Origin of the sequence: Lysinibacillus sp. KCTC 33748 (assembly GCF_002237755.1) — a bacterium.
In the GTDB taxonomy this organism is placed as follows: Bacteria; Bacillota; Bacilli; order Bacillales_A; family Planococcaceae; genus Lysinibacillus.
The window spans coordinates 111,655-130,892 of sequence record NZ_MWSJ01000007.1 but is presented as its reverse complement, the minus strand read 5'-3'; the positions used below and the strand labels follow the sequence as shown (position 1 = coordinate 130,892).

The 19,238-nt window shown below is 36.1% G+C and carries 14 protein-coding genes; 11 read left to right on the top strand and 3 right to left on the bottom strand.

Going from position 1 to position 19,238, the window contains the following annotated elements; translation table 11 throughout:
* Positions 1-76: 76 nt before the first annotated feature.
* The 4 genes from B1B04_RS11795 to B1B04_RS11780 all read left to right on the top strand — a co-directional run bounded on the left by B1B04_RS11795 (position 77) and on the right by B1B04_RS11780 (position 4,814).
* Positions 77-598: a sigma-70 family RNA polymerase sigma factor gene (locus B1B04_RS11795; RefSeq protein ID WP_079561665.1), complete on the top strand. Its 522-nt coding sequence runs from the start codon at positions 77-79 to the stop codon at positions 596-598.
* Complete coding sequence (locus B1B04_RS11790; protein ID WP_079561664.1) at positions 585-1,520, top strand: hypothetical protein; 936 nt, start codon at positions 585-587, stop codon at positions 1,518-1,520. The genes B1B04_RS11795 and B1B04_RS11790 overlap by 14 nt, the downstream gene beginning before the upstream one ends.
* A gap of 908 nt (positions 1,521-2,428) precedes the next feature.
* The gene (locus B1B04_RS11785; protein WP_079561663.1) at positions 2,429-3,700 is read left to right on the top strand and encodes an L-lactate MFS transporter; all 1,272 of its coding nucleotides are present in this window, start codon (positions 2,429-2,431) and stop codon (positions 3,698-3,700) included.
* A gap of 421 nt (positions 3,701-4,121) precedes the next feature.
* Positions 4,122-4,814, top strand: coding sequence for an AIM24 family protein (locus B1B04_RS11780; RefSeq protein WP_079561662.1), 693 nt, complete (start codon positions 4,122-4,124; stop codon positions 4,812-4,814).
* Between the two features lie 246 nt (positions 4,815-5,060).
* Here B1B04_RS11780 and B1B04_RS11775 read toward each other — a convergent pair whose 3' ends face one another.
* Positions 5,061-6,311, bottom strand: coding sequence for a BaiN/RdsA family NAD(P)/FAD-dependent oxidoreductase (locus tag B1B04_RS11775; RefSeq protein WP_079561661.1), 1,251 nt, complete (start codon positions 6,309-6,311; stop codon positions 5,061-5,063).
* Between the two features lie 497 nt (positions 6,312-6,808).
* Between B1B04_RS11775 and asnB the strand changes: the two genes are divergently transcribed.
* The 4 genes from asnB (at position 6,809) to B1B04_RS25930 (ending at position 13,118) form a co-directional block, all read left to right on the top strand.
* Positions 6,809-8,656, top strand: coding sequence for an asparagine synthase (glutamine-hydrolyzing) (asnB, locus tag B1B04_RS11770; protein ID WP_079561660.1), 1,848 nt, complete (start codon positions 6,809-6,811; stop codon positions 8,654-8,656).
* A 436-nt stretch (positions 8,657-9,092) separates the two neighbouring features.
* On the top strand, positions 9,093-10,706 hold the full coding sequence (locus B1B04_RS11765; RefSeq protein WP_079561659.1) for a putative polysaccharide biosynthesis protein: 1,614 nt from the start codon (positions 9,093-9,095) through the stop codon (positions 10,704-10,706).
* 9 nt (positions 10,707-10,715) lie between these two features.
* On the top strand, positions 10,716-11,429 hold the full coding sequence (locus tag B1B04_RS11760) for a pseudouridine synthase (protein ID WP_079561658.1): 714 nt from the start codon (positions 10,716-10,718) through the stop codon (positions 11,427-11,429).
* 171 nt (positions 11,430-11,600) lie between these two features.
* Positions 11,601-13,118 (top strand): GGDEF domain-containing protein, encoded by a 1,518-nt coding sequence (locus B1B04_RS25930; protein ID WP_205756639.1) that lies wholly within the window; start codon positions 11,601-11,603, stop codon positions 13,116-13,118.
* 202 nt (positions 13,119-13,320) lie between these two features.
* On the opposite strand, the gene B1B04_RS11750 is transcribed toward B1B04_RS25930, so the two are convergent.
* Together B1B04_RS11750 and B1B04_RS11745 are read right to left on the bottom strand one after the other, a co-directional pair.
* Positions 13,321-14,496 (bottom strand): MDR family MFS transporter, encoded by a 1,176-nt coding sequence (locus B1B04_RS11750; RefSeq protein WP_079561656.1) that lies wholly within the window; start codon positions 14,494-14,496, stop codon positions 13,321-13,323.
* A gap of 550 nt (positions 14,497-15,046) precedes the next feature.
* Positions 15,047-15,268, bottom strand: a complete 222-nt coding sequence (locus B1B04_RS11745) for a DeoR family transcriptional regulator (protein ID WP_049667439.1) — start codon at positions 15,266-15,268, stop codon at positions 15,047-15,049.
* A gap of 355 nt (positions 15,269-15,623) precedes the next feature.
* Here B1B04_RS11745 and pepV point away from each other — a divergent pair, with 355 nt between their 5' ends.
* From pepV to B1B04_RS11730, 3 genes are all read left to right on the top strand, one after another.
* A complete protein-coding gene (gene pepV / locus B1B04_RS11740; protein ID WP_079561655.1) occupies positions 15,624-17,030 on the top strand; it encodes a dipeptidase PepV in 1,407 nt (468 codons plus the stop codon).
* A gap of 27 nt (positions 17,031-17,057) precedes the next feature.
* Complete coding sequence (gene dat / locus B1B04_RS11735) at positions 17,058-17,903, top strand: D-amino-acid transaminase (protein WP_079561654.1); 846 nt, start codon at positions 17,058-17,060, stop codon at positions 17,901-17,903.
* 329 nt (positions 17,904-18,232) lie between these two features.
* Positions 18,233-19,237, top strand: a complete 1,005-nt coding sequence (locus B1B04_RS11730) for a nuclease-related domain-containing protein (RefSeq protein ID WP_079561653.1) — start codon at positions 18,233-18,235, stop codon at positions 19,235-19,237.
* The last annotated feature ends 1 nt before the right edge of the window (position 19,238 follow it).

Below are 19,238 nucleotides of genomic sequence, written 5' to 3'. Positions count from 1 at the left end.
TTTGGGCACTTTTTTCTTTTATACTGAAACCATCTAAGATTTCGATACGACTATAGTGTGAATAGGAGGTGTTTGTTTGGGTGAACATTTAGCAAATATTATGGAAGAGCATGGTGAGTACTGCCTTCGTGTAGCTTATCTATATGTTAAAGACTGGGCTATTGCAGAAGAAATCGTTCAAGATGTATTTTTTGCTTATTATCGGCAACAAGAGCGCTTTGAACAACGATCCTCGCTAAAAACATATTTAGTAAAAATAACAGTACATAAAAGTCATGACTATTTAAGAAGTTGGAAAAATAAGCGACATATTTTATTTGAAAAGCTGCACATTGGTGTTAGTAAACGATCGCCAGAAACAAATTTGATTGAAAAGGATGAACGAAGAATTGTGACAGCAGCTTTGTTTGAGCTTCCAATCAACTATCGAGAAGTAATTATTCTTTATTATTATCAAGAATTAAAGGTTCGAGAGATAGCGGAGGTTCTTGCATGTACCGAAAATACAGTGAAAACAAGATTGCGTAGAGCTAGACAAACTTTGCAGGAAAAACTGGACAAAAGCCATTGGGAGGTGCTAAAAGATGACATCTTTTAAGGATAAACTGGATAAAGAGCTTGGAGAAGCACCACGTTTCTCACAACATTTGCAGGAGCGTATTTTGCACAATGCATTTCAGCCAAAAAAACAACCTCGCAGATGGCAATATCCAATGATTTTCATAGGAGCAGTCGTGACGATCCTTTTCTTGATTGTAATTGGTCCATGGAAGCAAGGAGATTCATCTAAGCATGCTACGATTATTGAACTAACCCAACATGAGGTTAAACAGTTTACGAGTGCGTATAATTGGGAGGAAGAAACCTTTAAGGCCGGAAGAACTGGCTGGATTTTAGGACAACAGTCTTATAAAAATGATTCAGAAACAAAGCTCATTGCCAATACGCTTCAAAAGGCAGTTATTTCGAAGAAGGATGATGATTACTATGCATATCGTGATGTATGGGTAGAGTTTGACAATGAGCAGGTTGTGCAGCTAAAAATGTTCTTAAACGATGAGCAGTTAGCTTTTAGCGATCGACAAACAAATATCTTTTACAAGGTGGAAGATGCCGAAACTGCGTCAGCATTTATTACCCTAATGCGAAAAGATGATAAAGATTTTAGTTTCCGTGAGATGTTTATTTTTTTAATAATTGCTCTCTTTCTAGTATGGCTTACTGAAAAAGCTCTTCGAAAAATGTTTAGCATTCCGAAAGAGCCAAAATATATAAATACAGGTCATCAACGCACAACGTATATTGCTAAGTTTATTCAAGGGGCGTCTTTAATTTTATTTAATATATACGGTTTGTTTTTATATACGGCTACAATATGTGTATTTATAGCAGTATTCATGATGAGTTCTATTGTGATTGACTATTATTATGTGCGAGAGGAAAAAAGACATTATACATCGATTGGATCATCTATTATGTCACTAGCACTAATAATTGTATTTATCATTTACTTTTCATAAAAAGAAAGAGATGCTCAATTTATTCCAGAGCATCTCTTTTTGATATAGAAGTAAATTAATGGGGAACTTCATTTCGAAATATGCATTGAAGATCGTCTGAGATTGACTATCTCTAATAGAATGCATTTCTCCGTAAAAGCTAGTATTTACATAAACAAATCTAGAATTGAGTTTTGTAAACGTTAACAGTATTTGGTTTAAAAGTATGTTTTTACTTGTGCGCTATAGCAAATATTTCTGTTATAACTTATTGGTTTAGTTGTTTATTAGTTTGAAAAGTATAACTATCCATAGCTAAAAAGGATGTGTAAGATTCTTACTAAAAGAAAAAATATATATTTGAATAATAAAAATCAATAAGTAATGATTATTCGTTTTGAAGCATGCACAATGTGTATTGTATTTATTTAATTGAATATCCATTAAAAGTTAATTGAATCATTTAACATGATTTTCAGATTCCCTTTTGAGCGAACAGAATTTGTCTATTTTAGCTTTGTAATTCTCTTTTATCCACGTTATTTCTACTTAATGGATATTTGTTCATGACCCTTTATAGAAACACGAAGAAATAATAAGCGTTAGAAAAAGTGGAATATACATTAATTACATGTGAAAATATGCACAAATTTAATTATATTAAAATAGTTAATGCGAAGTTGGATAATAGAGTAGAAAAATAATAATAGCTAAAAAATGTTATGCTTTTTGTTTAAAAAACATCTATTTGCTTAGAGACTGTAGGGTTTTCATTATAAAATTATTGGGGTAAAAAATAAAATACTTTTTGCAGAAATAATATTTTTTTAAAAAACATCTTGCATTTGAATAATTCTAAGTGTTAAATTGTTTTACAGGACGTTCATAAAACTTTCACAGGTAGCAAAAGAGGGGAGAAAAGAGAAATTATGAATAAAAATAGATGGTTAATTGCATTATCTGCAATCGCTATTCACCTTTCAATCGGTGGAGCATATGCATACAGTGTATATAAGATACCGATTGTTACAGAAATGGGATGGAGTGAAACAAACGTAACGGTTGCCTTTACAATAATGATGGGGCTTGCTGGTTTTTCAGCAGCATTATTTGGTAACTTAGTAGAAAAAATGGGGCCACGTAAATCTGCGATGATAGCAGCTGTTCTATTTGGGGCAGGACAAGCTGGTGCAGGTGTAGCGATTTCAATGGATTCCGTAACATTGTACTGGTTAACATATGGTTTACTAAGTGGATTGGGTATGGGTATTGGTTACATTGCGCCTGTATCGACATTAGTAAAATGGTTCCCGGATCGCCGAGGATTAGCAACAGGTATGGCTGTACTTGGATTTGGTTCAGGAGCACTTATTACAGCGCCAGTCGCAGCTAACTTAATGGGGGCTGTGGGAATTTCTACAACGTACTTTATTTTAGGGGCAAGTTATTTCACGTTAATGATTTTAGGGGCTTCATATATAGCACCACCTAAACCTGGTTATATGCCAGCGAATATGAAGGCGGCTGCAGATAATGGTAAAGAAGTAGTGAAGAAAGATTTAGCTGTCATGACAGCACGTGAAGCTGTGAAAACTAAGCATTTCTGGATGCTTTGGTCAATGCATTTAGTAAACGTTACAGCAGGTATTATGATGATTTCTGTTGCATCTCCAATGGCTCAAGAAATTGTAGGGTTATCAGTTGCAGGAGCTGCAGCAATGGTAGGTATAATGGGATTATTTAATGGTGGTGGTCGTTTAATATGGGCTGCTGTGTCTGACTATATTGGTCGTTCGAATGTCTTTGTAATTTTCTTTATCGCACAGCTAGTTACATTTATCGTCTTACCGCATACTACAAACGTTATTATTTTCCAAGCACTTATTTTCTTAGTTGTTAGTTGCTATGGTGGAGGTTTCTCTAATCTACCTGCATTTGCAAGTGATTTATTCGGTACGAAACAACTTGGGGTTATTCATGGTTATTTATTAACAACTTGGTCTTTAGGTGGTATTTTTGGTCCACTTTTAGTAAGCACTATTAAAAATGCTTATGGTAGCTATATTCCTGTATTCTATGTATTTACAGGGTTAATTGCAGCTTCATTAATTATTGCTTTAACATTACGTGCAGATGTACGTAAACGAACAGCATTAAAAGAAGCTTCTGAAAAGGTTGGAGACGTCTCCGCTACACAATAAAGTTTACTTTCAATTCGCACTTGAAAGTAATGGCCATATGAGTGTCATTTCGCACGTGACGCTTGTATGGTCTTTTTTTGTAGCTGTTGTTATATAACACTTGATTAATCTTTGTTTAATGTATAACAGTTGGTGTCTGCTGTCAATATCATTATGGGAAATAAAGTGAATTCGCTACTAAAAGAGAAATTTTGTAACGGAAAGCAAATGCGAGGTGTATGAACTAATTTGCTAGTGGGTGGCCACAAACTAATGTTTTTAGGTCAACATCTTTGTTTTTAAATAATTTTGAAATTTTTGCGGTTTCATGAATAAAAGATTCAACGCATCATTCAATCGTTCGTTTTTACCCCTCCGATAATTTGATTGAATCTTTCCGGAACTTAAAACGTATATAAAATAAATAAGGAGGCATTGAGATATGGGGAGATTTTCTTTAAATGAGTTTATTAATAAAACACAGCAGGATGATAGCGAAAATGAATATTTCGAGTTAGAAACTGAGCGTGTATTAGAGGTTAACCTAAATGGCGAGGTTTGGTCAAAAATGGGCGCAATGATTTCTTATGTAGGAGATATTAAGTTTGAGCGTGAGCGTGTGTTGGAGCATGGCTTAGGTAAAATGTTTAAAAAGGCATTAACCGGCGAAGGTACACAACTTATGAAAGCGATGGGTAAGGGGCGACTTTATTTAGCCGATCAAGGGAAAAAAGTAACGGTCTTCGATCTAAAGGATGAAACAATTTGCGTAAACGGTAATGATTTACTCGCATTTGAGCCTAGTATTGATTGGGATATTCATTTAATGCGTAAAATGGCAGGAGTTATGTCAGGTGGGTTGTTTAATGTAACTTTAAAAGGAAGAGGGAAGGTTGCCATTACAACTCATTTCGAACCGTTAACCTTGTTAGTAAAGCCTGGTGAAACGGTTTATACTGATCCACATGCTACCGTAGCGTGGTCAGGTACTTTGTCCCCAGAGTTTAAAACAGATATTAGCTTCCGAACATTTATCGGTCGAGGAAGTGGTGAATCCATTCAAATGGCATTTTCAGGTGAAGGGTTTGTCATCATTCAACCATATGAAGAAGTATATATGTCAAAAGAAGGTTGAAAAAGCGTGTCCGTATTTTAAGGACACGCTTTTTTTAATGTGTTGATTTCCACCCCAGACTACTCACCGTAATCGAACAAAAGAGATATACAACAGTGATGTGATTGTACATCTGTTTGCTACTGCCGCCCCAGGAAAGCGCTCAGTCGGAACGGAAATCACCCCCACTCGCTTTGCCGAAGAGCTTCATTACCCAATAGTTTTTTTGTGATAAAAACCACTAATAGAAGTCCGAAACAGAGTGTATTACTTTCCTGCATTCATCCCTGCGATACGTCCTGTAACGAGTGCAGACGTAATATTATAGCCACCTGTGTAGCCATGAATATCAAGGATTTCTCCACAGAAAAATAAACCATCTTTTTTCTTTGAAGCCATTGTCTTTGGTTCGATCTCTTTAACTGAGACGCCACCACCAGTGACAAATGCTTTTTCAAGAGATTGTGTCCCGCTAACTGTCATTGTGAAATTAACGAGTAATCTAGCTAAGTTGCGGACTTTCTCCTGTGATAATTCAGCGCCTGTCATTTGCACATCGATATTTGCACGCTCACATAAAAATAGTAGCCAGCGTTCAGGAGCAATACCCTTCCATACATTTTTTACAGCTTTTTTGGGATCTTCTTTAACGAGTCTGTTTAAATATTGCAGGCACGTTTCCTCATTATAATCAACAAGTGTTTGAATTCGCATTGTCACAGGCTCGTATCCTGTTTTCATTAATTCTTTCACGATAAATTGACTACAGCGTAAAACAGCAGGACCGCTTAACCCGAAATGAGTAAAAAGCATGTCCATTTGATGTGTTACGAGTGCTTTGCCCTTCTTATTTAAAACAGAGACAGCGACATCGCGTAACGCAAGTCCTTGTAGCTCACGAGCTTGAATGAAGTCTTCTTTTGATAGAACAGGAACCTCAGTAGGGAAAAGTGTAGTAATTTTATGGCCGGCACGCTCTGCCCATGGATAACCATCGCCTGTTGAGCCAGTTTGTGGAACAGCTTTCCCACCAACGGCAACGACTACTGCCTCGCTACGAATTTCTGTGCCATCTGTAAGGCGTACCCCGAGTATTTTTTCTTCATCCATTAGAAGCTTATTAACGGGTGTGTTTAAGCGCACTTCAATATGTAGCCTCTGAAGCTGACGAATAAGTGAATCTACAACATCTTGCGCTCGGTTAGATACAGGAAACATTCGTCCGTGATCCTCTTCTTTTAATGCCACACCAAGTCCCTCGAAAAATGCAATAATATCTTCGTTATTATAAACCGTGAATGGGCTGTAAAGAAAACGGCCATTTCCAGGTATGTGCTTGACTATTTCTTCAACGGGCAAACGATTAGTGACATTACAGCGACCACCGCCTGAAATGGCCAATTTTTTGCCGAGTTTTGTTCCTTTTTCTAGTAATAATACTTTCTTTTTACGTTCTCCAGCAGCGATAGCAGCCATTAAACCGGATGGGCCACCACCGATAACGATAACATCGTACATATATTTAAAAACTCACTTTCTTTTCAAATTAGGAATCTTTCCTATTATACATGAAGTCTATATAGAGAGGCTTCTTTCGCATTGAAAATACGACAAAAGTATTTTATAATTTCTTATCTTCTACTTTCACGCAGAGCTCGTCATCAAGTGTTGGGGGATGCCATTTGTTAAAACATATGCCATGCCATATTAGTTGATCTTCGTTACGACTGGGCGACTCCTTGGGGCTCATCGGACACCCCCAGGAAAGCGCCCAGCCGGAACGGAAATCAAACCCGCGTTTTAATGAGGAGCTTTCATGTGTGGATTTTGGATGGAAGATGTGAAATTGAAGTGTTTTTAAATGAGATAAAGTGCTCGTTGGTTGAACCAATAATCGGTGTGGAATAAATTCACTGATGAAAGTTTTACTTTATATGTATTGTCGGTATGAAATGAATGTCTTTTCATGCTATTATGGTAAAGGTTATGCACTAAATTATGAGGTGAAAAATAGAATGTGCGGATTTATAGGCTATATTAATGGAACAAATGTGATCGATCATCATCAAACGATCGAAAATATGATGAATACAATTATTCACCGTGGACCTGACAGCGGTGGGATTCACAGTGACGATAAAGTAACTTTAGGATTCCGTCGATTAAGTATTATCGACTTATCAGACGTGGCAAATCAGCCGTTATACAGTGCGGATGGTAACATCGTACTCGTATTTAATGGAGAGATTTTTAACTTCCAAGAGCTACGTGCTGATTTGATTGAAAAAGGTCATATCTTTAAAACACACTCTGACAGTGAAGTTATTATTTATGGTTATGTTGAATATGGTGTAGAATTTGTCAAAAAGCTACGCGGAATGTTCGCATTCTGTATTTGGGATAAAAAGAATGATTTACAATTCATCGCTCGTGATGGCTTTGGTATTAAGCCACTGTATTACACAGAAAACACAACAGATGGTACTTTTATTTTCGGTTCAGAAATTAAATCATTTTTACCACATCCATCATTTATTAAAGAGTTAAATAAAGATGCACTACGTCCTTATTTGACGTTCCAATATTCTTCAATGGACGAAACGTTCTTTAAAGGTGTGTACAAATTACAACCGGCACACTATATTCTTATTAAAAATGGACAAAAGAAAATTGTTCAGTATTGGGATAAAAAATTCCATGCGAAAGAAGCTCCAATCGAAAAGTATGTAGAAGACATTCGTACGACAGTTCGAGAATCTGTAGATGCGCATCAAATTAGTGATGTGAAGGTCGGTTCTTTCTTATCAGGTGGTATTGATTCAAGCTATATTACTTCATTATTACGCCCTGATAAATCCTTCTCTGTTGGTTTCTCTGACTACGAGGATATGTTCAATGAAACAAATTTAGCAAAAGAATTATCGGATACATTAGATATTCAAAATGAGCGTAAATATATTTCGGCAGATGAGTGTTTTGAAGCATTACCGAAAATTCAGTGGCATATGGACGAGCCACAATCGAACCCATCTTCTGTACCGCTATACTTCCTTTCTGAGTTAGCATCGAAGGATGTCACAGTAGTACTTTCAGGTGAAGGTGCGGATGAAATTTTTGGTGGCTATTCATGGTATCAAAACTCTGGCAAAATGCAAAAATATGAAAAAGTTCCATTTGGTATCCGTAAAGCGTTACGTGGCATAGCAGAGGCGTTGCCTAAAAATCAATATACGCACTTCCTTGTTAAAGGTGGTCAAACAGTAGAAGAGCGCTTCATCGGGGAAGCGGTAGTATGGGATGAAGAAGATGCATTAAATGTCTTGAAACCAGACTATAAAAATGGTCCATCTGTAAAATCGATTACAAAACGTATTTACGATGAAGTTCCAGGCGATGATGATGTTACTAAAATGCAGTATCTTGATTTAAATCTTTGGATGCCAGGCGATATTTTATTAAAAGCAGATAAAATGAGTATGGCCCATTCAATTGAATTACGTGTACCATTTTTAGATAAAGAAGTGATGGAATTAGCGAAAAACATTCCTTCGAAATATCGAGTAAATGATATTGATACGAAATATGTTCTTCGTCAAGCTGCGCATCAGGAATTACCTGAAGAATGGGCAAAACGTCCAAAGCTTGGTTTCCCAGTGCCAATCCGTCACTGGTTACGTGAAGAAAAGTATTATAAACTGGTAAAAGAAATGTTTACAACTGACTTTGCCAATGAATTCTTTGATACAAAACAATTAGTAGGCTATCTAGATGAGCACTATGAAGGAAAAGCAAATCGTGGGCGTTATATTTGGACAGCCTATGTGTTCTTAGTATGGTATAAACAATTTTTCGTAGATATGTAATAGAGAAGTAGCTTTAATCGGTGGAGGTTTTCGTAATCTCCACCGATTATTTTGAAACTTCTACTTTCCTTTGGGAGGACATAACTGCTATTTTTTTTTGATTGCTAGAACTTTTTAATGTATTTATGCGTCTGTTTACCTAGTAAATATGTTAAGATTACAGATGGTTTACTTATTTAATTTTCTAGGGTTGTTGTTTTCTGAATTTTGTTAATGTAGCTTTGTAGTTTTTACAGCGATAGTAAGCTTTTATATAGCGGCGTTTACAAGTTTTGAAACAAGTGCTTTGGTCGCAGAAAGATCTGCTCAAGAAGTAGCTTAAACCTTGAGTGCGTTGGAATTTTGCCTAGGCATAATTGATTGGCAAATAGTTTATAAGTTTTTCTAAGTGTTAAGATAATGAAAATATTGACTTTAAAATGAATGGATGGTTACAATGTCCAATTTAATGAAAGGTACTGCGATATTAACGATGGGGATGTTTTTATCGAAGGTGCTCGGATTAATTTATATTTTTCCTTTTTATGCGATTGTGGGTGAGGAGAATGTAGCCCTCTATCAATATGCATATATTCCCTACTCGATTATGCTAGCAATAGCCATCTCGGGTGCGCCAATTGCTGTATCCAAGTTTGTTTCTAAATACAATGCAATGGGTGATTATCAATCAGGCCGCAAGCTTATGAAATCAGGCATACTTATTATGATGTGTACTGGGTTAGCGGCGTTTATTGTTCTCTTTTTATTAGCTACACCAATAGCGGGTCTTGTTATTAAAAGTGATGAACAGGCATTTTCGGTAGAACAAATTGCCTCAGTTATTCGCTGGGTTAGCTTTGCGTTAATTGTTGTGCCATTTATGAGCCTTTGGCGTGGATTTTTCCAAGGCTATGACAAAATGGAGCCTACAGCAGTTTCTCAGCTAGTAGAGCAAATTGTTCGTATTGTAGTGTTATTAGGTGGTTCATTCTTAGTTGTAGTAGTTTTTAATGGGAAACCAGAAACGGCTGTTTCCTTTGCGGTGTTTGCTGCCTTTATTGGAGCAATTGGCGGGTTGCTAGTACTCTATTATTATTGGAAAAAATATCAACCTGAATTTGATTTATTGCGCAGTCAAAGTGTTACATCTACACAGCTACCAATGTCCAACATATATAAAGAAGTAATTACGTATTCGATTCCGATGGTGTTTGTAGGTGTTGCTAACCCGTTATTCCAATTAGTGGATATGCTTACGTTTAATGGAGCTATGGCATCTATAGGCTTAGCGGAAGTAACGGATAAGTATTTATCAATGATTAACTTTACAACACATAAGGTTGTCATTATTCCAGTAATGCTAGCTACAGGTTTTTCAATGGCGCTAGTACCGACGATTACAAAATATTTTACGCAAGGTGAATATTTATCGTTACGAAATGCAATGGATAAGACATATCAAATATTAATTTTCATTACATTACCAGCAGTAGTTGGAATTTCGTTGTTATCGAATGAAATATATTTTATGCTCTATTCTGAAAGCGAGATGGGGGCTATGATTTTAGCCCATTATGCACCTGTTGCTATTTTATTTGCATTATTCCAAGTGACTGCAGCACTTTTACAGGGTATTGATTTCCAGAAGTGGATTGTCCTCAGCTTATTATCGGGGATTTTAGTCAAACTAGCGATTAATATTCCGTTAATTCGTTTGATGGAGGCAGATGGTGCACTTCTTGCCACAGCTATTGGCTATAGTGTTTCAATTATCATTAATATACTTGTGCTACGACAAACATTGAACTACAGATCGGAAATGGTTATTCGTCGTGTCATGCTCATTTCTCTTTTGACAGCGATAATGGCGGTAAGTGTATTCATCGTTCATACGCTTTTAGAGTTATTAATGGGACCAGTAAGTGGTAAATTCTCAGCATTAGTTTATTCTATTATTTGTGCTGGAGTAGGTATAGCAGTATATGGCTTCTTGTCTTTACGCCTAGGCTTAGCACAAAAGCTTCTCGGTGAACGATTGACAAGAATAACGAACAAACTGGGATTTAAATAGGAGGTACTAATGCGATTAGATAAATTACTTTCTAATATGGGTTACGGGTCACGCAAGGAAGTTAAATTGCTTTTAAAGCAGAAAGCAGTGACAGTAGATGGCGCATATGCGAAGGATGCAGCATTACATGTTGATCCTGAAAAGCAGGAGGTTTCTGTATTTGGGGAGCGTGTGAACTATACAGAATTTGTATATTTTATGATGAATAAGCCTCCTGGCGTTATTTCTGCAACGGAGGATTTAAGAGATGAAACCGTCATCGATTTGTTAGAACCTTTACATCAGCATTTCCAGCCTTTCCCTGTTGGTCGCCTTGATAAAGATACAGAGGGATTATTGCTAATAACAAATGATGGTTCTTTAGCACATAATTTATTGTCTCCTAAAAAACATGTGCCGAAGGTTTATTATGCAGAAATAGAAGGAATTGTGACTGAGGAAGATTGTGAGAAATTTGCTCAAGGTGTTGAGCTAGATGATGGTTATGTAACCAAACCAGGAGAGCTCATCATATTAAAATCTGCTCAACAATCTGAAATTGAGTTAACGATCCAAGAAGGTAAGTTTCATCAGGTGAAGCGTATGTTTGAGGCTGTTGGAAAACGTGTAACCTATTTAAAGCGTCTATCAATGGGCAACTTAAAGCTAGACGACAGTTTGAATTTAGGTGAATATAGAGAATTAACGGCTGAAGAGCTAGGTTGCTTACAAAATAGGGATTAGAGAATACCTCGATGCTAACGACGATTAGTATCGGGGTATTTTTTATATACATACTTATACCAGTAACTGTATAATTAATGTAATCTATGTGAAAAGCTATTTAGTCTATGGTACTAAAAATCACTAAAAGTTTCGAAAAAATGATGTTGAAAATAAGTAGAGGACACGTTAATGAGAAACCTAAGAATTAAATTATTAATATCTCTAATTGCCTTTGCATTAATACTTGTTGCTGTAATTTTTTATTTCAACAGGCAAATACTTACAGCTGATATTGAAAAACAAGAAGTTATGAATAGAACATTAATAGAAAATCATATTCTGACAGATATGCAAACGGTAGATAATGCACATTACTATTTTGATAAAACTCTCTCTGAGAAAATGGAAGCGTTACTACGAAAACTAATTACATATTATGAAGGAAACCCTCATATAGCAAAGTGGGATTTGGAGAAAATAAAAAACGAGCATGGAATGGATGTGTACATTCTCGATCAATCAAATACTGTAATTTATACAACTTTTGAAAAAGATAAAGGTTTTAATTTTTCTCAATGCTGCACACGTTTTTCTGCTTTACTAGACGAACGTCGAATAAGCGGGGAATACTTTGTTGATGGTATAGATGTTTCAACAACTACTGGGGGATATCGAAAATTTGGTTATTTAGCAACACCAGACAAGAAATATTTATTTGAGGTCGGTATAGACTTACTTAAAGATCCTGTATTCCAAACTTTTAACTTCGAAAAGACTGCTGACTATTTAATTGATAAATATGCTGATTTATTAGAAGTACAAACGATAACTGCGGGAGGGGTTTTCTTTTCTGATTCTAAATCTCGTAAAACTGTAAATGATCAATCGAAAAGATTTCAAGAGCATTATAAGCTAGCCAAAGAAACGATGAAGCCAACGGAATATCAAAAGAAGTTTGAAAATGGTTATATCGAAAAGCATCGTTTTTTACCGTATGAAGCAGAAGCAGAAAAGGTTCGGGGAGAATCCTCGAAAAGAGTTGTATATGTAAAATACGGTAATTTCACAGAAATTAGAGCGCTTACAAAAAATACAAAGCAGTTTCGAATCCTACTGTTTATTGCCTTAGTAACTTCTTTCATCATGCTATTAGTCATTAATAAACTTCTTTCCAAAACGATTCATCTCGCAACATATGATCCATTAACAAATGTTTATAATCGTGCTACCTATATTAGAAAAATGGATAATTTATTAAGAAAAAGGAAGACGAATAAACCAGGTTTATTGTTGTTAGATTTAGATAATTTTAAACAAGTAAATGATCGATTTGGACATGTTGAAGGTGACAAGATTCTGATTGAAACAGCCAGAACTTTAAAACAAGAAGTGGGGAAAAATGGCTTTGTCGTTAGATTTGGTGGAGATGAATTCGCAATTGTTTTATATGATACGGAAGATGAATATATGGAAAAATTAGCGCATTCTATTTTGGAGAAAATTCATCACTTGAAGTTTGCGGATAATATTTCTGTTGATAAATGGTCTGTGCTTTCAGTCAGTTTGGGCGGTGCCATTTGCAGTCATCCAGATGAGTCAGAAAGAAGCTTATTTGATCGTGCAGATAAAGCATTATATCAATCGAAAAATGCCGGTAAAGACCAATACACCATTTATGAAGAAGTTACAGTTGAGGAAGAAAGTTAAAGCCACTTTGAAATTTTGAATGTAATTGTAAAAAACCAATCATTAGCTCGCTCCAATCCTATTAGTAAGTTCAAGCAAGTATATCAAATGCTTGAGATTCGCTGATAGACATGGAGCGATTTTTTTGTCTGAATGTTAACTCCTTAACAACCCGATTGGTGAAGACTAATAATCAGTCGAGGAAAGAACTCGCTGATTTAATTTATCCCTGTTGTGGCTTATGTTTTGATTTGTAAAATATACAACTGCATAAAACAAGAACAGCAATAACCGCAAACATTGCATTCATGTAATGTGTTAAAAGCCACCCGCCAATAATTGGTCCAATAAAGCCGCCTAAATTTTTAAATTGAGCTGCTCCTAAATAGACTCCCTTTTGAGTATCAGGGGCAATTTCATCAATCATGATGCTCATAGTCGGAAAGGCAAAAATTTCACCAATCGTGAATATAACCATAGCGATCATATATATTGGATAGTTATTCGAGAAGCCGAATAATAAAAGGCCAAATGCGAAGAACAGAATTCCTACTAATAGAGTAGCCGAAGATGAAAAACGTTCTGAAAGTATACTAATCGGTAATTGAAGTAATAATACAACCGCTGCATTTAGTGAAATCAATACAGAATAGAGCTTGGCACCTTCTTCGATTTTAAGTTCAATGATTTGTGGCAGTGTTGAATCAAATTGAGAGTATCCAACATTTATTAAAATTGCCCCGAAAATAAAGCTTAGTAGTACACGATTCGTCAAAAGTATCGTGAAGGTTTGCAGTATTTTTGTAGGTGTTGGAGCTTTTGGTTGCTGCATTTCATAGTGATTTAAAACTAAAAATAAAAATACAGCATAAATAATATACATAATTCCTGTCAGCATAAATGGAATACTTGGGCTAGACAATTGAGAAATATAAACACCAATAACAGGACCGATGACAGCTGCTATGTTAATCGCTGTATAACGAAGCGAGAACAATCTTTTTCGTTTGTCTACAGGCGTAAAATCAATCATTAATGCTTGTGTTGAGGGTTCAAAGAAGGAGCGACATAAGCCATTTAAGGCATTCAATGCTACGAAGAACCAAACTGTATGAGCTGTAGCAAAGCCAAAGAACACAATGCTCCAAACAACAATAGTAAGTAAAATGATGCTTTTCCTGCCAAACCGGTCAGTTAGATAACCACCAAAGAATCCTCCTACAGTGGAGATTAACGGTGCAATACCAATCGTCAAACCTATTTGTAAAGGGGATGCTTCAATTTCATTATGTAAGTAGATGGCTAAAAAGGGCATTGCCATAAAACTTGCTATGCGTGTAAAAATAGTTCCACCTAAAATGATCCAAACTAGAGGATGAAACAGTTTAGAAAGCTTCATAAAAATCCTCCTTCCAAAATGTAGAATGTTTCGATTTTAACGGATTGTTAAGCGATTGTAAATAGTCAGAAAAAACATTTTAATATACCGCCAAGGAAGCAAATGTTGTAAAAATAAATGAATTCTTAGCGGATATAGGGCTTTGTATAAATAAGGTTCATCACCATAATGTGTGTTGATTTCCGACTAGGCGCTTTGTTGCTGACGCTACGCTTTCGCACAGTTAAAACATTTGTAGCTGCCGCTTTGCTTTCGCTACAGAAAACATTTGTTGTTGCTGCCGCTACGTTTTCGCACAGAGCATAGCTTCCTGAAGGCGTCCGATGAGCCGCTCAAACCAACCGATGTCATCCTCAACTTTAATGATGAGCTAATGAATATTTATCGTTAGAGGGAAATTTCACTAAAAGTAATCGCGATTTTTTTGGAGTATTTACTTGGTAGCTTGATAAATTGTGGGGAATAAAAAAGTAGGAAACAAAAAAAGAATGACCACGACGAAAGGTCATTCTTTTCCAATACAAAATGTTTTACGTGTTACACGTAAAAACTAAGACGTCAATTTTACTTTTTTCTTCGTCGTTGTCCATTTGCCTCGACTTGGACTCATCACCAAATCGTTAAAGGCTAACACGTTCAAATCTCTTTGAACGGTGCGAGGAGTGATACTAAACTCTTCGACTAAATCCTGTGTAGACACGGTTCCTTTGTCTAAAATAAACATGTACACATCTTTAATACGATTAAGCATTCGATCAGTAGTTGGTTTCATAAATGAACCACTCCTTCATCTTAATTCTCTTGGCAAAGACTAGCGGACGACAATATGTGCGGAGTGCACTTAGGCTAATAAGTAGCTGCCTTAGACATCCCCTTTTCTAATTTTATATTCAGAAAAATAGTTCTGATAAGTTCATTATATAGAAAAACAAGTCAGTTTTCTAGTGAATGCAAGAGGAATTTACAAATCAGACATAAAATTTTCACTGTATTTTGTGGGAATACGTGAAAAACGTGCTATATGTGGTAGTGATTGAAGTAGGTTTTTGAAAACTTGCCAGAAAGATGATTGTAAATTATGTTGTAAAGAGTAGAATAATGTTATTACTTTAGAGGAGGTACATCATATGGATTGGTTACAAGCTGCAAAGGAAAGACAAGATGAATTGATACAAGATTTACAGGAGCTTGTGCAAATTAATAGTGTTCTCGATGAGAATACGATCACTACTGAAGTACCTTTTGGTGTTGGTCCATTAAAGGCTCTTGAATGGTTATTAACAAAGGGCGAAGCTGAAGGATTACAAACTAAAAATATTGATAATTATGCTGGTCATATACAGATGGGTGAAGGTGAGGATTTATTAGGTATTTTATGTCATGTTGACGTGGTACCAGTTGGTGATGAAACAGATTGGACATATCCACCCTTTAGTGGCACTGTAGCAGATGGAAAGCTATTTGCTCGTGGTGCAATAGATGATAAAGGCCCAACAATTGCAGCATGGATGGCCATGAAACTTGTCAAGGATGCAGGTATTGAGCTTAATAAAAGAGTTCGTATGATAATCGGTACGGATGAAGAAACTGGCTTCCGCTGTGTCGACCACTATTTTAAACATGAGGAAATGCCGACGATTGGCTTTGCACCAGATGCGGATTTCCCGCTCATCAATGCTGAAAAAGGCATTGCAGAGCTAGTGTTCTCTCAAAATAGAACAGGCGATGCTTCGAAAGAACAGCTATTACTATTTAATGCTGGAAAGCGACCAAATATGGTACCAGATTTTGCAAAAGCAACAGTTCAATTTGTTTCCGAACAATTCGAACAGAATTTTCACACATTTTTAAGCAAAAATCAGCTAGAAGGCTCTTTATTAATTGAGGGTTCTCACTATATAATAACTATCAAAGGTAAAGCAGCCCACGCAATGGAGCCGGAAAAAGGTGTCAATGCAGCTGTTTATCTTTCAGCATTTTTACAACAAGAGTTGACGACAGAGGCAAGTAAGCAATTTGTCGACTTTACCGCAGATGTTTTTTATCAAGACCATTATGGCAACAAGCTTGATTTACAATTCGAGGATGAAATGTCTGGTAAAACTACATTAAATCCCGGAATTGTAACTTACGATGTAGCTAAAGGTGGTAGCTTGGTCATTAGCATGCGCTATTCTGTCACATATCCGTTTGATGAAAAAATCACGGAAGCACAACGTTTAGCTGTGGCAAAAGGATTTTCATTGGATATTCAAGATGACTCTAAACCTCATTATGTAAGCGAGGATGATGCATTTATCCAAACTTTAGCAAATATCTATAGACGTCAAACAGGAGATTATGAAACGCCTTTACTGTCTACTGGTGGTGGGACGTATGCGCGTGTCATGAAAAAAGGGGTAGCATTTGGCATGTTATTCCCAGGTGAACCTGACGTAGCGCATCGTGCGAATGAGTTTGTCGTCATTGAAAATCTTATAAAAGCAACAGCTATTTATGCTGAAGCAATTGTTGAACTTGCAGGAAATAAATAAATTAGATATGAAAAGGATGAACGAAACATGGCATATTCATTATGGAATGATCAAATCGTTGAAGAAGGATCTATTACAGTATCTCCAGAAGACAGAGGTTACCAATTTGGTGACGGCATTTATGAAGTAATAAAAGTATATAACGGAAATATGTTCACAGCACAAGAACACATTGATCGTTTCTATGCGAGTGCCGAAAAAATTCGTCTTGTCATTCCTTATACTAAAGACGTATTACACAAATTATTACATGAACTTATTGAAAAAAATAATTTAGAAACAGGCCATGTTTACTTCCAAATCACACGTGGTACAACATCTCGCAATCATATTTTCCCAGATGCAAGTGTTCCAGCTGTATTAACAGGGAATGTTAAAGCAGGAGAGCGTTCATATGAAAACTTTGAAAAAGGTGTTAAAGCTACCTTCGTAGAGGATATTCGCTGGTTACGTTGTGATATTAAATCATTAAACTTATTAGGTGCTGTAATGGCAAAACAGGAAGCATCTGAAAAAGGTTGCTATGAAGCTATTTTACATCGCGGTGACATCGTAACAGAATGTTCATCAGCAAATGTTTACGGCATTAAAGATGGTAAGCTATATACACACCCTGCAAATAACTTCATTTTAAACGGTATTACACGCCAAGTTATTTTAAAATGTGCTGAGGAAATTAATTTACCTGTTATTGAAGAACCAATGACAAAGGCTGATTTATTAACAATGAGTGAGATTATTGTGTCATCTGTATCTTCTGAAGTAACACCTGTTATCGATGTTGATGGTAACAAAATTGGTGCTGGAGTTCCAGGTGAATGGACTCGTAAATTACAACAAGCATTCGAGGCGAAATTACCACTTTCTATTTAATGGATAAGTGAATCTTGTAAGAGAGCTACCCTAAACTTTAGGTAGCTCTCTTTTTCTATAGAACAAATTATGGATGTTTTCTCCTGGAACGTCATGTAAAATAAAAACGATGACTACAGTTGTAGAATGATTGCCATCGGGATTTAATTTCAATGAGCAAATGTCGATGTAATGTATGCAATTGTCTATTTCTCTTCATTTAGCAATGTTTGCGACAACGCAATTACGTCAAGGCGAAATTGTTATTGCAATTGATTTGCTTTCTAAGCAAGAGTGGAGAAATTAGCAAATTAGATATAGGGCGAGTAGGATTGGAGTGACCAAAACACATGGCACAATTGGTGAAATTACAAGATTATATTTCACGCTATCAAATTGATTTAGCAAGATATCCAACACAATTTGTACGCTTAAAGCAAAGTCAGTGGGAGCGTGTTAAGCGACAGTGGGAGTTAGGAGAAGAAATTAGCGAGTGGCAACATAACGACGGCGATTCAGAAAATGATTCTTTTGAGGAAAAAGAAAGATTCTCTTTATTCAAAAAAATTTTTGCTGGTCGTCAGAGGGAAGAAATTGAGGATATTGAAGAGGTCGAAATAACGAATGAACTAGTGAGTGATGAAGATAGCATACCAGAAGAAGAAACGACTTTAACATTTGAACCAAAAATTGTTTACGCACCACAATCTATTCATGAATTAAAACGAATGTTTATCGATCAATTTTTCCATTTCCAAATGAAATGGGCAAGTTCAACACTACGTGAAAAGTCGTATGTGGATCCTCGTTTTATGCGTGATCCCTTGTTGCGAAATTTGTTACAAAAATTACCTGATAACTATTTGCTTTTTTATTATCCTATTTTACAAATTAGAAAAGCACCTATAGAGCTTGATGTCGTGCTAATGTCACCGACAGAATGTATTTGTATAACAGTACTAGAAGCTGAAAATCAAGCAGTTTATGTAGGAGGCAGTGAGCGATTCTGGATAAAGAAAGTAGGGACGAAGGATTCAAAAGTACTTAATCCAATGATAAGTTTAAATCGTATGGAGTCCGTATTAACTCAATTATTTAAGCAGGATAATATCAATATGCCGATTCGCAAGGTTATTTTATCACAGAATGGCTATTTCGATTATCCAGGCTCGCCTTACGGAATTCAATTTGTTGATCGTCGAAATTATGGAGAATGGATGGAGCATTTAAGGAAAGTTTCCTCTCCTATGAAGCATATGCAAATTCGTGCTTCTCAAACGATTTTAAGCAATGTACAAACAACTTCCTTTAATCGAGATATTTGGCAGCAATCTTCTCAACCAGCTGGGGATTAGT

Coding starts and splice junctions, on each gene's coding strand:
- B1B04_RS11790 (WP_079561664.1), top strand. CDS start 585: ATGACATCTTTTAAGGATAAACTGGATAAAGAGCTTGGAGAAGCACCA.
- B1B04_RS11785 (WP_079561663.1), top strand. CDS start 2,429: ATGAATAAAAATAGATGGTTAATTGCATTATCTGCAATCGCTATTCAC.
- B1B04_RS11780 (WP_079561662.1), top strand. CDS start 4,122: ATGGGGAGATTTTCTTTAAATGAGTTTATTAATAAAACACAGCAGGAT.
- B1B04_RS11775 (WP_079561661.1), bottom strand. CDS start 6,311: ATGTACGATGTTATCGTTATCGGTGGTGGCCCATCCGGTTTAATGGCT.
- asnB (WP_079561660.1), top strand. CDS start 6,809: ATGTGCGGATTTATAGGCTATATTAATGGAACAAATGTGATCGATCAT.
- B1B04_RS11765 (WP_079561659.1), top strand. CDS start 9,093: ATGTCCAATTTAATGAAAGGTACTGCGATATTAACGATGGGGATGTTT.
- B1B04_RS11760 (WP_079561658.1), top strand. CDS start 10,716: ATGCGATTAGATAAATTACTTTCTAATATGGGTTACGGGTCACGCAAG.
- B1B04_RS25930 (WP_205756639.1), top strand. CDS start 11,601: ATGAGAAACCTAAGAATTAAATTATTAATATCTCTAATTGCCTTTGCA.
- B1B04_RS11750 (WP_079561656.1), bottom strand. CDS start 14,496: ATGAAGCTTTCTAAACTGTTTCATCCTCTAGTTTGGATCATTTTAGGT.
- B1B04_RS11745 (WP_049667439.1), bottom strand. CDS start 15,268: ATGAAACCAACTACTGATCGAATGCTTAATCGTATTAAAGATGTGTAC.
- pepV (WP_079561655.1), top strand. CDS start 15,624: ATGGATTGGTTACAAGCTGCAAAGGAAAGACAAGATGAATTGATACAA.
- dat (WP_079561654.1), top strand. CDS start 17,058: ATGGCATATTCATTATGGAATGATCAAATCGTTGAAGAAGGATCTATT.
- B1B04_RS11730 (WP_079561653.1), top strand. CDS start 18,233: ATGGCACAATTGGTGAAATTACAAGATTATATTTCACGCTATCAAATT.